Source organism: Parasegetibacter sp. NRK P23, assembly GCF_023721715.1.
Classification (GTDB): domain Bacteria; phylum Bacteroidota; class Bacteroidia; order Chitinophagales; family Chitinophagaceae; genus Parasegetibacter.
In genome coordinates this window covers 2960626-2976619 of the sequence record NZ_JAMDLG010000001.1, presented here as the reverse complement: position 1 = coordinate 2976619, position 15994 = coordinate 2960626, and the positions used below count along the sequence as shown (strand labels likewise).

9 protein-coding genes are annotated in these 15994 nt (G+C 49.1%); 7 read left to right on the top strand and 2 right to left on the bottom strand.

Annotated elements, in window-relative coordinates; all coding sequences use genetic code 11:
* Window positions 1-487: 487 nt before the first annotated feature.
* The 7 genes from M4J38_RS12055 to M4J38_RS12025 all read left to right on the top strand — a co-directional run bounded on the left by M4J38_RS12055 (window position 488) and on the right by M4J38_RS12025 (window position 13794).
* Window positions 488-3616 (top strand): TonB-dependent receptor, encoded by a 3129-nt coding sequence (locus tag M4J38_RS12055; protein WP_251759854.1) that lies wholly within the window; start codon window positions 488-490, stop codon window positions 3614-3616.
* A 12-nt stretch (window positions 3617-3628) separates the two neighbouring features.
* On the top strand, window positions 3629-5527 hold the full coding sequence (locus M4J38_RS12050; RefSeq protein ID WP_251759853.1) for a RagB/SusD family nutrient uptake outer membrane protein: 1899 nt from the start codon (window positions 3629-3631) through the stop codon (window positions 5525-5527).
* 18 nt (window positions 5528-5545) lie between these two features.
* Entirely contained in the window at window positions 5546-8413 is a 2868-nt protein-coding gene (locus M4J38_RS12045) for a SusC/RagA family TonB-linked outer membrane protein (RefSeq protein WP_251759852.1), read from the top strand.
* Between the two features lie 22 nt (window positions 8414-8435).
* The gene (locus tag M4J38_RS12040; RefSeq protein WP_251759851.1) at window positions 8436-10214 is read left to right on the top strand and encodes a RagB/SusD family nutrient uptake outer membrane protein; all 1779 of its coding nucleotides are present in this window, start codon (window positions 8436-8438) and stop codon (window positions 10212-10214) included.
* A gap of 39 nt (window positions 10215-10253) precedes the next feature.
* The gene (locus M4J38_RS12035; protein WP_251759850.1) at window positions 10254-11288 is read left to right on the top strand and encodes a DUF5627 domain-containing protein; all 1035 of its coding nucleotides are present in this window, start codon (window positions 10254-10256) and stop codon (window positions 11286-11288) included.
* A gap of 286 nt (window positions 11289-11574) precedes the next feature.
* Window positions 11575-12909, top strand: a complete 1335-nt coding sequence (locus M4J38_RS12030; RefSeq protein WP_251759849.1) for a family 43 glycosylhydrolase — start codon at window positions 11575-11577, stop codon at window positions 12907-12909.
* Window positions 12910-13086: 177 nt separating this feature from the next.
* Window positions 13087-13794, top strand: coding sequence for a hypothetical protein (locus M4J38_RS12025; protein WP_251759848.1), 708 nt, complete (start codon window positions 13087-13089; stop codon window positions 13792-13794).
* Window positions 13795-13801: 7 nt separating this feature from the next.
* Here the strand turns inward: M4J38_RS12025 and M4J38_RS12020 are convergent, their stop codons facing one another.
* Together M4J38_RS12020 and M4J38_RS12015 are read right to left on the bottom strand one after the other, a co-directional pair.
* The gene (locus M4J38_RS12020) at window positions 13802-15112 is read right to left on the bottom strand and encodes a gluconate:H+ symporter (protein WP_251759847.1); all 1311 of its coding nucleotides are present in this window, start codon (window positions 15110-15112) and stop codon (window positions 13802-13804) included.
* Window positions 15113-15154: 42 nt separating this feature from the next.
* Window positions 15155-15985, bottom strand: coding sequence for a fumarylacetoacetate hydrolase family protein (locus M4J38_RS12015; RefSeq protein WP_251759846.1), 831 nt, complete (start codon window positions 15983-15985; stop codon window positions 15155-15157).
* Window positions 15986-15994: the final 9 nt, after the last annotated feature.

Below are 15994 nucleotides of genomic sequence, written 5' to 3'. Positions count from 1 at the left end.
TTTTAAGTATGGATTGAATATTTAGCGTAGGTTTTTGCTACGTCAGCGCATGTTTTTTAGAACGAATCGATAGCATTTTGAATGGATACTGATGGGCGACAATCGGTTGCATAATTTTTTAGTTATTTGATTATCAATATTTTGAGTAGAGGATAGCACTTGTTTTTTCACTTGTTAAACATTCCTCCTATTCTTTTAAAGATTCCTGCTACTTATTTTTTAGCAACACAATTACTTTTAGTTCGCTGCTATAGTCAGGTCCTAAGCTGACTTCCCATTTTTCAACTTTAAACGATTGCATTATGAAACCAAAACGATGTTTATGCCAGTGCGCACTTTCTCCCATTAGTGTCAGTATTACAATTAATTCTTAAGGTGGATTTACGGAAATCTCGAAATCATCCCCTGGATGTTTCAGGTTTCCCGGATCAGTGTTGAAGCATTCCGGCTTCTTTCGCAAAAAATTCAAACATTAAAAAAGCTCATCATGATTCTCAGTTCAATGATGCGGAGAGGGCTATACGTGGCTACGTTAGCGCTATCGGCGATCTTTTTCTGTGGCCCCCTGTTCGCGCAGAACGCGCGGGTGGTGAAGGGATTGGTGCTTGATGCCAAAAGCGCGCCTGTAGCGGATGTTTCCGTTCAGGTAAAACAGACGGGCGTAAGTACCAAAACAGACAAGGATGGCAATTTTTCCATATCCGTTCCGGGTGGGGCACAGGTGCTGGAAGTGACCCACGTGGGTAAATCGACCCAAACGATCAATGTCGGCAACCAGGATTATATCGTGATCAACCTGAAAGACGCGGCCTCCGAACTCGATAATGTTGTGGTGATCGGTTACGGCCAGCAAAGAAAGGCCAGCGTGGTGGGGTCCATTACCCAAACCACCGGTAAGGTACTGGAGCGTACGGGCGGCATCAGCAACCTCGGGATGGCGTTAACGGGAAACCTTCCCGGCCTCGTCACTTCTTCGAGCTCCGGTATGCCCGGCGCCGAAGATCCGCAGATCATCATCCGTGCGCAAACTACCTGGAACAATGCCAGTCCGCTGATTTTGGTGGATGGTATTGAACGTTCCATGAGTTCTATTGATATCGCTTCCGTTGAAAGTATTTCCGTATTAAAAGACGCTTCCGCTACAGCTGTTTATGGCGTGAGGGGCGCAAACGGGGTAATTCTGATTACAACCAAGCGCGGTACACAGGGAAGAGCGAATATTCAGATCCGTTCCAATATGACGGCTAAGATCGCTTCAAAGCTCCCCGAAAAATATGACGCATACGATGCGCTCTCTTTAAAAAACCGCTCTATAGAAAGGGAACTTATTATTAACCAGAGTGGCTGGAGCGCGTCCCTCCCCGAAGCTATTCTGCAGAAATACCGCAATCCTGCCAATGATGAAGAGTGGGACCGGTATCCCAATGTTGACTGGGAAAAGGAATTGTTCCGGGAACGCGCCATGTCGTACAACACCAGCGCCAACGTATCGGGAGGTTCTAAATTCGTAACTTATTTCGCAGGGATTGATTATACGTATGAAGGTGACCTGTTTAAGTCTTTTGAGAACGACAGGGGCTATAAATCCGGTTATGGTTACACGCGTGTGAACATGCGCAGTAACCTTGATTTCAACCTTACCAATACCACTAAATTCTCTACCAAAATCTTCGGGTCTAATGGTGTGCGCCAGTTGCCCTGGGGTGCCCAGGATGGCGACCAGGCTTATTGGATATCGGCCTACCGTTCCGCTCCTGACGCCATGCGTCCGATCTATTCCGATGGTACCTGGGGTTTCTATTCTCCCCGTAACGCTGATGTACCCAATTCGGTGTACAACCTGGCGGTATCCGGCCTGGAGAAAAGAACAAGAACGCAGCTCACTACCGATTTCGCTTTACAGCAGCAACTGGATTTCATCACAACAGGCCTGAGTGCAAGGGGAAGTTTATCGCTGGACAATACTTTTAGCGAAACCCAGCGTGGTGTGAACGACCTCTATAATGGTCCCCAGCGCAAATGGATCAATCCATTGAACGGTGTAGTGGTGCTGGAAAACGTGGTGAACGCCGGAACACAACTGGATTATGCCGATATGGTACGCTGGACGAGCCAGGCAGGCAGTGTGGACCGTGGCGCCACTTACCGCAGACTGAACTACATGCTTCAACTGAACTATAACCGCAGGTTCGGCAAACATGATATAACCGGACTCGGCCTGTTCCAGCGCGAAAGAGGCGCTACGGGCAGCGCGTTCCCCTTCTACCGTGAAGACTGGGTATTCCGCGGTACTTACGGCTACGACTCCAGGTATTTCTTTGAAGTGAACGGCGCGTACAATGGTTCCGAAAAGTTTGGTCCTGGTTACCGTTTCGCCTTCTTCCCCTCCTTCTCCGGGGGCTGGCTGATCAGCAATGAAAAATTCATGAAAGATGTATCGTTCATCGATAACCTGAAACTCCGCGCCTCCTGGGGACTTGTGGGCAGCGACAACGTGAATGGTCGCTGGCTGTACAGGGATCAGTGGAGCTTCGGCAGCAACACCGTATTGCCCACTCCTTCCGGCTCCGGCAATACGATCTATACCTTCTACAGGTTGTCCAGTCTCGGGAATCCGGTTATTTCCTGGGAAACCGTTGAAAAACGAAACTTAGGCCTTGAATACAGTGTACTTAATGGTGCGATTTCCGGAAGCGTGGATGTGTTCAACGATATCAGAAGAGACATCATCGTTGCTGGCGATCAACGTTCCGTACCTACTTATTTCGGACAAACCGCTCCCAACATCAATATTGGGGAAGCTTCAGGCAGAGGCTATGAGTTTGAGCTCAGAATTAACCACGTATTCCCCAGCGGTGTAAGGGTATGGGCCAACACCAATATGACTCACGCACAGAATAAAGTAGTGTTCCGCGATGATCCGGAATTGTTACCCGCCTACCGTAAGCAGGAAGGTCACTACCTCGGACAAACGCGGTCCTATCTGAACCAGGGCTATCTCAGCAGTTGGGACGATATTTATGGAAGTACCCAGCGCAATACGAACAACCAGAACAAATTACCCGGCGACTTCAACATCATCGACTATAACGGAGATGGTATTATCGACCAGAACGATCAGGCGCCTACTGAATACAGCGGATCCCCACAGAATACCTACAATGCGAGCGTAGGAGCCGACTGGAAAGGCTTCAGCATCTTCCTCCAGTTCTATGGGGTGAACAATGTGACCCGTTTTGTTGACTTCCCCACTTTCAATACTTATTCCGGTTCCAACGTAGCTTATGTGGAAGGTTCTTACTGGACAAAATCATCCGGAGGAGACCTGCCGCTTCCCAGAATTGGTACGGAAGGAGGTGCCGGTAATAACGGTACGCGCTATTTGTTTGATGGATCTTATGTAAGGTTGAAAAATGCTGAAGTAGGGTATACCCTGCCAACAAGAACCACTTCAAGGCTCGGCATCAAGACCTGTAAAATATTCGCCGGAGGAAACAACCTGTTGCTGTGGACCAAAATGCCGGATGACAGGGAATCCAACTTCGCCGCCGGCGCAAGTGGAGGCGCGTACCCAACCGTAAGGCGTTTCAATTTAGGTTTAGATATCACATTATAAATTTTAATTGGTATGAACAAGCGTTTTAAAACAATATTATTGCCCGTAACAATTGTGCTGGCGATAGCCATTGGAGTAAGTTCCTGCACCAAATACCTCGACCAGTCGCCCCTGGCGGACATAGATGAAACGGAGGCTTTCAAAAACTTCCGCAATTTCCAGGGATTTACGGAAGAATTGTATTCCTGCATTCCGCTGGTAACCGGCATCGGATCACACAACAGCTGGAACTTTGGTGAAGATGAAATGTGGGAACCCACGGAAACACGTGTATTCGCTTATAATATAGACCAGGGCGATTACTGGGGATGGAACACTGCCATCTTTGGTTCCTGGTTCAAGAGTGGTGGTAACCCTGCGGCCACCAACGATCGGGGATCAAAAGGCAACCTCTGGGGACTTGCCTGGTATGGCATCCGCAAAGCGAATATCGGATTGGCCAACCTGCCCCTGCTTACCGAAGCGACTCAGGCGGAAAAAGATGTGATCGCCGGACAACTGTACTTCTTCCGCGGATGGTTCCACTTTATGCTGATGCAGTACTGGGGTGGCCTTCCATATGTGGATACGGTGTTGTCTAAAACAGTCGCGCCCAGGATTCCGCGCCTGAACTACCAGCAAACCGCTGATAAAGTAACGGCTGATCTGCAGAAAGCCGCTGAGCTTCTTCCTGTAAGGTGGGACGATGTACAACCCGGACAGGCAACCGCAGGATCCAATAACTTCCGCGCCAACAAAATTATGGCCATGGCATTTATGGGTAAGAACCTGTTGTATGCCGGTAGTCCGCTGATGAACAGAGAGTCTACGGGCAGTGCCACCTACAACATTGAATATTGTAAAAAGGCCGCTGAGGTATTAGGTGAAACACTGAAGCTGATTGAAACTACACAGCGCTATAAACTCTCCAATTTCGCCAACTATTCCAACCTGTTTTTCACCCATAACGCAGGTGGAAGGGTGCCCGGAGAAGAAGAGGCCATCATGATGGAAAACTTCGCCGACCTGGGTGGTCGCTTCCGCTGGAACCAGGTCAACGACTACAGGCCGATGAGCATCAATAACTCGGGTATCAAAGTTTATCCTACGGCCAACTACGTTGATCATTACGGTATGGCCAACGGACTTCCGATTCCGAATCCGGAAGCGGCGGACCCTGAATCCGGCTATACCCCTGAATACCCCTGGAGAAACCGGGACCCCAGGTTGTACCACGATATTGTGATTGACGGAGAAAGAATGGTGCAGAACGCGACTTTTGTAAACAACGACAACAGGCGCCTGTACGCAAGCCTGTTCACCGGCGGATATTTCAGAACAGATAACGCCACCAAAAGAGTATTCACCGGATACATGCTTTCCAAATTCTTCAGGAAGATGGTGAACGACTACGATGGCTTCAGGGAAAACAATGCGGTTTCGCTCAGCTTCATGCGCCTCGCCGATGTTTACCTGCTGTATGCAGAAGCTGCGTCCGAAGGATACGAATCACCCACCGGTAAAGCCCCGGGTTATGAGAAGACCGCCGTGGATGCCGTAAACTTTATCAGGGACAGGCCAGGTTTGGGCGTGGGACATGTAGCCGCCAAATTCCTGGTTTCACAAGAAGCTTTCAGAAGTGAATACCGCCGCGAACGCGCCGTGGAACTCGCTTTCGAAGGACACCGCTTCAACGATCTCCGCCGCTGGTTGCTCTTTATCCAACGCCCCTACACCTACAAAAAGGGTATTGAATTTGACAGGGCCACGCCGGAAACCCAGGTGTACGCCGATCCTAAGAATGCGCGTGTAGCCAACTTCAGGCAAACCATCCTCTTCGAACGACAACTGGCTGAAAGGCATTACTGGTTCCCCTTCCTGGTGAACGACGCCAGTATTTATTTAGATTTTAAGCAGAATCCAGGCTGGTAAAAATTAAAATTTGAAAAAATGATTTGCAAAAATATAAAGGGTTCCTATATCGCGCTCTCTATGGCTTTATGCAGCGCCATGGGTTTGCAGGCACAGGACAATAAAGACAGTCTGGTAAATATAGCTTTTGGCACCGTGGCACAAAAGGACCTGCTGGGAGGTGTAAGTACCATTAATGTAACTGAACTGCTGAAAAAAAGTTATGGCGTTAGCAGCCTGGATAACCTCGCGAGTTTGGTGCCCGGTTATACCGGTAGTGTGTGGGGACAAGCGCCGCTTATTCTCGTGGATGGTGTTCCCCGCCAGGCGTCTGAAGTACGCATGGTGGAAGTGGAATCCATTACCGTGTTGAAAGCAGCAAGCGCAGTGGTACTATATGGAAACAACGCGGCTAAAGGCGCTGTACTCATCACCACAAAGCGCGGAACCATTAAGCCGCTTTCAATAGATGTAAGGGCCAACACCGGCATGTTTACACCCAAAAGCTATCCCAAATACCTGAACGCCGCCGATTATATGACGCTTTACAACGAAGCGTTGATGAACGACAATGCTTTTACACCCGGTGCGGGATATACGCAAGGTGCTATCGACAGTACGCGGTCGGGCAATTACGGCTACAGGTTTCCCGATATCAACTACTTCAGTGATGAATACCTGAAAAAAGCTTTTTCAAGAACCGATCTTACCACTGAAATTTCAGGCGGTAACGAAAATGCCAGGTATTATACGAACATAGGTTTGTCTACAAACGGAAGCCTTATGAACTATGGAGAAACAAAGAAAAATAACGACTTCTCCTTTAAGATCCGTGGTAACGTGGATATGAACCTGAACAAATGGCTTACCGCGTCTACGGATATCGTGGCGAACGTGTCTGATAACTATACCGGAAGGGGTAACTTCTGGGGAGAATCCGCTTCCGTGAACGGGAACTTCAACAGGTATATCCCATTGGTGCCGATCGATAAGTTTGATCCCAATAACGCGGACCTGCAAACGATCGTGAACAACAGTAACTTTGTGATTGATGGGAAGTACCTGCTGGGTGGTCAGGCCGGAAACCTTACCAACTCCATTACGGATATGCTTGCGGCAGGGTACATCAAAACCAAGTACCGCACTTTCCTCTTTAATGTGGGCGCCAATGCGGACCTGAGCAATCTGCTGAAAGGATTGTCATTTAAAACGGCGTACAGCATGGACTACTCTTCCCTTTATTCCGAAGCCTACCAGGTTACTTACGCGGTTTACAGGCCCACCTGGGAACGGATTAATGGGGAAGATGTGATCACGCGCCTCGACAGGTTCAACAACGACCTGAATACGACCAGTGAATCCATTGGACGTACTACTTATACCCAGACCACCTCCATGCGCGCGCAGTTGAACTACGACCGCTCTTTCGCGCAGCGGCATAACTTTAATTCTTCCTTAATGGGCTGGTGGTACACTACAACTTTCTCCAGCGATGTGGACAATGAAGGGGGAAGCGATTACCATCCCATCAGGAACGCGAACCTGGGGTTGCGCGCGGCATACAACTACATGCAGAAGTACTACCTCGATTTTACGGGCGCTTTGGTGAACTCTCCCAAACTTGCACCGGGCAACAGGGCAGGGATTTCTCCAACCCTCACCGCGGGATGGCGCATCAGCGACGAGGATTTCTTCAAAAACAATATCAGCTTTATCGACAACCTGAAACTGTTCGCTTCTTACGCTTCCGTTAAGCAGGACCTCGATATCACGGGAGTGAGGCCGAACAACGAGCCTACCGATTATTACCTGTATGCCAGCTATTACGGCAACAGCGGCGATCTTGCCGGCTGGTACCCCTGGCGCGACGGTACTTCCGGCGGTTTCACCACGCTTTCCGGAAGAGGAGCCAACCCCAACCTTACTTTCATTCAAAGAAATGAATTCAGGGCAGGGTTCGACGCCTCGCTGTTTAAAAACCTTATAACCCTCGATGTAAACTATTTCACCCAGGATACCAAAGGCCTGCTTTCAAGAGGAAATACCATTTATCCTTCTTTCTTCTCAGGTTCCGGCGATTTCCGTAACTGGCTCAACAGCAACAGTGAAAGACGCTCCGGATTTGATTTTGGATTGAATGTGAACAATAAGATCGGTCAGTTGCAATACTCCGTTGGCTTTACGGGAATGCTGTTTTCTTCAGAAGTGCTTTTCAGGGATGAAATTCAGCCCGAAGAAGCATTGTACGCCGCCGGGAAAAGCATCGACGTGGCAAGAGGTTACGTAAGCGAAGGTTTCTTCCGCAACCAGGCGGAGATAGACGGCCATGCCCTCCAGACTTTTGGCGGAGAAGTAAGACCGGGAGACATCAAATACAAAGATGTGAACCAGGATGGCATTATCGATTACCGCGACCAGGTTGAACTGGGCAAATACGGTTGGGGCGCAAGTCCTTTCTCTTATGGTATTAATCTTACACTCAAGTACAAGAACCTTACACTTTTTGCTTTGGGTAATGGCCAGAATGGCGCGATCGCCTTCAAAAACAGTTCTTATTTCTGGGTGAGGGGAACCGGTAAATTCTCCGAACAGGTGTTGGGCCGCTGGACAGAAGCAACAGCCAATACCGCTACTTACCCCAGGCTTACGGCAGGCTCCGGCAACAACAATTACCAGAACTCCACTTTCTGGATCTATAAAAACAACAGGTTCAACCTCAACAGGGTGCAGCTTACATACGATTTCGACCAGGAAATGTTTAAGGGCTCTTTTGTACGTGGGCTGAGCGTGTACGGACTGGCTGACAACCTGCTGGTGGTGTCCAAAGAGCGCCGTTTAATGGAAACCAATATTGGAGCGCCCCCGCAATACCGCTTTTTTAACCTGGGTGTGAGGGCTTCTTTTTAACGAATATTAAAGTGCGAACTATATGAGAAATTTTCTGCTGATTATAATTGCTGCGATCTCCCTGGCGGGCTGCAAAAAAGCGCTGGAACCCGATGAGGAGAACCGCAGAACGGTAGAGCAAATGTATGAGGACGGAGGCTACGCCCAGGGCTTTATCATGAACGCTTACCGTTCTATTCCGGGGTATTACGACAACAGTGAGTATGCGACGGATGATGCCGTAACCAACGACAGGATCAATCCCTTTGCATTGGTGGCCACAGGCTCATGGACGGCGAACAACAACCCGCTTTCCGTATGGAACCAGTCTTATGGCGCCATGCAATACATTAACCTCTTCCTCGCGAATGTGGACTCCGTAAAATTTGCCGCGGATAAAGAAGCGAATACTCTTTTCAGAATGAGAATGAAAGGGGAGGCTTACGGTTTGCGTGCCATGTACATGTACTTCCTGTTGCGTGCGCACGCCGGGTTCACCGATGACGGGCAACTGATGGGCGTTCCCATCATTACAAAACTGCTCACGGTGGAAAGTCCTGTAGATGAATACAACACACCAAGAGCGACGTTCGCTGCTTGCATGGAGCAAATTTATAAGGACCTGGACAGTGCCCAGAGCATGCTGCCCATGGAGTATGGGGATCTCAATACCCTAACCGGCCGGGTGCCGGATCAGTTCCGTTCCGTTACGGTAAATGTGAATGTGTACAACCGGGTAATGGGTCAATACTCCAATCAGTTGTTCAATGGTTTGATCGCGAGGTCCATAAGGGCAAGAGCCGGTTTACTTGCGGCCAGTCCCGCTTTTCAACACGTTTCCAATACCGCGCGCTGGGACTCCGCCGCGAACTACGCTGCCGCGGTGATAAGGCATAAAGGCGGCGCCAACGCGTTGCCCAACGACGGAGGTACGTATTATGATAACAGGTCACAAATTGACGGACTCAGCAACGGCAATAACCCGCCCGAAATGATCTGGAGAGAAAACTTTGTTGGCGATAACAATGAGCAGGAAATTCAACACTACCCGCCCAGCCAGTTTGGAAACGGTCGTATGAATCCCACACAAAACCTCGTGGACGCGTTTCCCATGGCAAACGGTTATCCCATCAGCAGTAACCTCAGCAATTATGATCCCGCTAACCCTTACGCGGGAAGAGATCCGCGGTTGGCCAAATACATCGTGTACAATGGGAATACCGTAGGTTTCAACAATCCTGTGATTTTAACGGGAAGTGGATCCGGTTCCGACGATGGCATCAATGTTCGGACAAACTCTACCAGGACAGGCTATTACATGAAGAAGCGCCTGCGCCAGGATGTGAACCGCAGACCAGGCGCTACCGCCAACAGGAGGCGTTACTACCCGAGAATCCGTTATACTGAAATCTATCTCAACTACGCTGAAGCGGCCAACGAAGCATGGGGCCCCACCAACGGCGGTACCAACGCGTTCTCCGCCTACGATGTAATCAAGGCCATCAGAAGAAGGGCCGGAGTGGGTACAACCAACGGCGACGCTTACCTGGAAGCATGTAAGAATGACCAGAACCTTATGCGCGAGTTGATCCGCAACGAACGACGCCTGGAACTTTGCTTTGAAAGCTTCCGTTTCTGGGACCTCCGCCGCTGGAAGGCGAGCCTGAATGAAACCGCCCGTGGCATGGATGTGAACGCCGCTGTTTATACGCCAATCGTAGTAGAACCAAGGGTATTCGAAGACTACATGTACTACGGACCAATACCTTTCTCGGAAGTGTTGAAGTTCAGCAACCTCAAACAAAACAGGCAATGGCGGTAAGCGTCAACACCAGATTTTAAACTATCAATTATCATTAACATGAATACGAATAAGTTTTTTGCAGGTCTATTGATTGCCGCCAGTGCGCTTGTTTCATGTAATAAAGCTGTTACATATCCTGATTACGACTATAAAACCGTTTACTTCGCGAGCCAGTTTCCCATCAGGACCATCGTGCTCGGAGAGGACCTGAATTTTGATAACAGTCTGGACAACGAACGTAAGGTGAGTATCAAGGCCACCATGGGGGGCGTAAGAGAAAACAGGAACGATGTGGTGATCGGCGTAACGGTGGATGAAACCCTCTGTAACAACCTTTTCTTTGATAACGTGAATCCCGTAGTGCCTATGCCTGCCAGCTATTACAGCCTGGCGGCACCTGAAATCCGCATCCCCGCAGGTAAATTGCTGGAGGGCGTGAACGTTCAGTTTACCGATGCGTTTTTCGCCGACCCGAAAGCGCTCACGAATACTTATGCGATTCCGTTGAAGATGACTAGCGTTACCGGTGCGGATTCTATTCTGAGAGGCCGCGCCATCGTGGATAATCCCAACCCGGTAAACGCGTTCAACTGGGGCGTGAAGCCACAGGATTACACTGTTTATGTGGTGAAATTTGTGAACCCATGGCATGGCAACTACCTGCGCAGGGGCGTAGATGCCATTGAAGGTAAACCGGCATATCCTACGCTTACCCGCAATGTGGTGCGCAGAAAAGACTATGTTGAGCAGGATGAAGTAAAGCTCCTCACCACCAGAGCGCTGAATATTGTGGATTTACCGATCGCTATTGCCGGAGCGAACAACGCGAACCAAACGATGAACCTCCGCCTTACATTTGATGACAAAACAGGAGAATGTGTGATCTCCGCCGCAGGTACAGGGTACACCGCTACCGGCAAAGGTAAATTCGTTAAAAAAGGGGAGAAGAAAAGTTGGGGAAACATCGACCGCGACGCATTGTATCTCGAATATACCATTGATCATCCCCAGATGACCGTGGTAGGAAAAGATACACTGGTAATGCGCGACAGAGCCGTGTCGCCTCAGTACTTCACACCAGTATTAAAATAACCGGTCACCCCTTAATCTTCCGATGCTTGTTATGGAAGGATAATATGGAAACATGTTGTCCTTCTTACTTACGATACTGTTTTATGTAGCAGTTTTATCTCAATTCAATCGCAACCCGGCGGCGTTCTCTCCGCTGGGTTTTTTTATGCGCTTTTCTCGAAATGCAATCGGTTTCTTTTGAGATGGATTCGTTACATTTGAATGGTGTTATTTGCCACACAGGAACAGTGTTTTAGCCACTTAACATTGAGTGTATATGCGTATGCTGTTCTGCAATTTTGTAAACATGAAGAAGAGATTGCTTTTTACCTTACTTGGTGTTGTCGCCATCTTATCCGCCAGGGCACAAAACCCATTCATCACGAACCAGTTCACCGCCGACCCCACCGCACGCGTATTCGGCGACCGCATATATGTTTATCCTTCCCATGATATTCCCTGCACCGAAGGCAGGGGGCGACCCGGCTGGTTTTGCATGGCCGATTACCATGTTTTTTCTTCGCCTGATCTCACCGAATGGACCGATCATGGTGTGATCGTGAGCCAGGATAAAGTGGATTGGGTGAAGCCCGAAAGTTACAGTATGTGGGCACCCGATTGTGTGTTCAGAAACGGGAAGTATTATTTCTATTTTCCCTCTACTCCCGTTGATACAACCAGTGGCAGGGGATTTAAAATTGGTGTGGCGGTGTCCGATAAACCCACCGGCCCCTTCGTGCCTGAAAAGTTGCCCATCAAAGGCGTGAACGGCATTGATCCCAACGTGTTCATCGATAAAGATGGACAGGCTTATCTCTACTGGTCGCAGGGACATATTTATGTCGCGAAACTGAAGGAGAATATGCTGGAACTGGCTTCGGAACCAAAGATTATCCCGAATCTTCCTGAAAAAGGATTGAAGGAAGGACCATTCGTTTTTGAAAGAAACGGTATTTACTACCTCACGTATCCCCACGTGGAAAACAAGATTGAAAGACTGGAGTACGCGGTGGGAAAAACACCCGAAGGCCCGTTCACTGTAACCGGTGTGATCATGGATGAATCGCCCACGGGCTGCTGGACCAACCACCATTCGCTGCTGCCTTTCAAAGGACAATGGTACCTTTTCTATCACCACAATGATCTTTCTCCTGAATTCGATAAGAACCGTTCTATCCGTGTGGACCGTGTAAGTTTTAATGAAGATGGTACCATAAAGAAAGTGGTCCCCACACTAAGAGGTGTTGGTGTTTCAAAAGCTACTTCTCATATACAACTGGACCGTTACAGTGCCATTAGCGGGGAAGGTGTTCAAATCGCTTTCGTTGATACCGCGGTGCGTTGGAACGGATGGAAGGCTGTGCTGGGAAAAGAAGGCGCCTGGCTGCGCTACAATACAGTGGTGTTCGCGAAAAAGCCCCGTTCAATAATTGCGCGCGTGCAATCGAATGGAGATGGTGTTGTGGAATTGCGACGTGGCGGGGAACAAGGCGCTTTACTTTCCACGATGAAAGTTTCCGCCGCGAAAGATTGGAAAGAAATGAAGTTTCCGGTAAGTGGTGTTGAAGTGGGCACACACGATCTGGTGGTGGTACTGAAGCAAGGTACTCCGGTGGAAATTGATTGGGTTCGGTTTGAGTGACCCCCTTGAATTGGAAAAAAACTTTAGGGCTGACTTTTATTAAAAGCTAAAGGGCCGCGGTAAGCGACCCTTTAAAAACTTAAACTTAGTTACGTTGCATGAATGCAAGAGGCTTTACTAAGCATCATGAAGCAAAATTAAGTCTTAATGCCGAGTTTTGCAAAAACTAATTTGCTGATGAGGTTTAATAAAATAAGACTTTATTTTTCTCCCCAACGTATTGATAGATACCTGGTTGCCAGCGGAAATAGTAAGGCCAGGGCAATCAGCCTTTACAAGGCGAATCTAAGGGTCGCGCAATCTTTTCATCCCCTGTTAGGGGCTTTGGAAGTGGCCCTGCGAAATCAGATCAATACCATATTGACTGCACATTTTGGGGATGCAGACTGGATAATTAATCAGAAGAAAGGGTTCATGGTTGATCCATCTCTAACTTACATGGATCGTAGAAGGGGAGTAAGGGTGGTAAATGATTTTCTGAAAATGTCTGTCGAGAAATCAGAGAGAAGATTCAGGCGTTTGGGTATCCCTGTCTCAAGCGGTAAAATCATCTCAGATCAGTCTTTAGGTTTTTGGACAGACTTGTTCGAAGTGCATCACTACAAGTTGCTTTTAGGAAGACCAATAAAGGCATTTAATCATCTTCCTCCAGGACATGGAAGAAAGGAGGTTAGTGAAAGGCTCACCAAAATAAGATTAATGAGAAACAGGATAAACCATAACGAACCAGTATGTTTTAAGGGCTCCTGTATCGATTTCTCCTGTGTTGAAGATGTTTATTCGGCAGCAATTGACATATTATCCTGGATAGACCCTGAACTTGTGAGTTGGGTAAAGGATATCAATGGCGTGCAATCAAAGATCGCTAAAGCAAAGGCGTTATAGGTAATACTCACACCACCAGTTCCAGCAATAATATCCCTCCAAGTCCCGCAACTGAAATAATACTTTCCATCACCGTCCACGAAAGGAAGGTTTGTTTCATCGAAAGGTTGAAGAATTCTTTAAACATCCAGAAGCCGGAGTCGTTCACATGAGAACCGAAAACGCTGCCCGTGCCCACGGCCAGTACCATTAATTCCGGGGAGGCCGCACCGGATGCTACTAACGGTGTAACTACGCCTGCGGCTGTTATGCCCGCTACGGTAGCGGAACCGATGGTGATGCGCAGGAATGCCGTGACGGTCCACGCGAAAATAAGCGGTGGCATTCGCCACCTGGTGCTGAAGGCGGCGATATACTGATCGGTGCCGCTGTCCTGTAGTACCTGTTTAAATACACCGCCCGCTGTAATGATGAGCATGATACCCGCGATACCCGCAATGGCTTCATTGAGCCACCGCATGGTGGTGGTGGCGGAATGCCCGCGTTGAATACCAAGTTGCCAGGTGGCGAGGAACACGGAGCACAGCAGCGCTATGGTGGGGTCGCCGAGGAAAAGAAAGAATTTCTGCAGGTTTCCTTCTGGTAAAAAGTAGGTGGCCACCACGGCCAGCGTAATCAGGATTACAGGCAGCAATCCCAGCAAAAAGCTGGGCAATACTGGAGGGAGCGCTTTAGCGGGCTGCGGTTCTTGCGCTATAACGGGTTCGGTCAGTTGCAGTTTAATGGAGCGGAGGTTCCTGCCCAGCAACGGGCCGGCGATGATGACTACAGGAACCGTGATCAGAAGGCCGTAGATCAGGGTTTTGCCCATGTCCGCGCCGAAGGCGTTCACGAGGAATACAGGTGCCGGGTGTGGCGGCAGGAAACAATGGGTGGCGGATAAAGATGCCGCCATCGGAATGGCCACATACAGTAATGGAAGATTGGCCTTCCGGGAGATTGAAAAAACCAATGGCACTAATATCACAAATCCCGCATTGTAATAGAGCGGTAGTCCCACCAGGAAACCTGTGAGCAATACGGCCCACTGAATGCGCTTCGGCCCAAAACTATTGATAAGCGTGGTTGCTATTTTTTCAGCGGCGCCACTGCTCTCCAGTATCTTTCCCAATATCGCGCCCAGGCAAATGATGAGTGCCAGTCCGCCAAGGGTGCTGCCCACGCCTTTTTCGATCGACTTCACCAACTGCATCGGTTCCATACCCAGTAAGAGGCCCGATAGTATTGCTATGAAAAGCAGAGACAGGAAGGGGCTTACTTTTTTATAGGTAAGGAAAAGTTGTATGCCCACCGCGAGCAATATGACCAATAGTTCCATGGCGTGTATTTAGTGTGCCCTGTATCGTTAGTTTGTGAACGGTTATTGAACGGTGTTCACCAGCGCGCCGATCCCATCTATGGCAATAGTGATCTGGTCTCCGGCCTGCAGGGTGAACGGGTGGTCGGGCACAATGCCTGTGCCGGTCATAATCATGCAGCCATGTGGGAAGCTGCTCTCCCTGAAAATGAAGGATACCAACTCTTTCGGCGTACGCTTCATCTGGCTGATGGCGATACTGCCCTGGAACACAACTGCATTGTTCCGATGTATAGTGAGGTGAATCTGTGTTTGCTGGTCCAGTGGCGCGTCGGTAAGGTACACGCAGGGCCCTAATGCCGCGCAGCCGTCATAAGTTTTGGCCTGTGGCAGGTAGAGCGGGTTTTCTCCTTCAATGCTGCGACTGCTCATGTCGTTGCCGATTGTGTATCCGATGATTTTTCCTGAACTGGTGACCACCAGTGTAAGTTCCGGTTCGGGTACATCCCAGGTGCTGTCTTTTCTGATGCGTACCTTGCCGTTGTTGCCGGATACGCGGAACGGGTTGCTTTTAAAAAAACATTCGGGCCGTTCCGCCTCATATACTTTGCCGTAAAAATCAGCGCCGCCAGCGGCTTTACTTTCTTCCTGCCTGCCCACCATACTTCTGTAATAGGTTACGCCGCAGGCCCATAGTTCCTGATGACTGCCGATGGGCGCAAGCGCATCCTGAACGACGGATGCATCTGTGGCCGGCAGTTCGTTGCTTAGAGCGATGGCACATTGCAGCGCGTTGTCGTTGTTGATGAACGTATCCCATTGTTCATTTTCCGCGAGGTAGAAGGTGTTGTCCTTTTCAATCACCAGGCCTTTTCTTGTGTTGTAGATTTTCATGATGGAAGC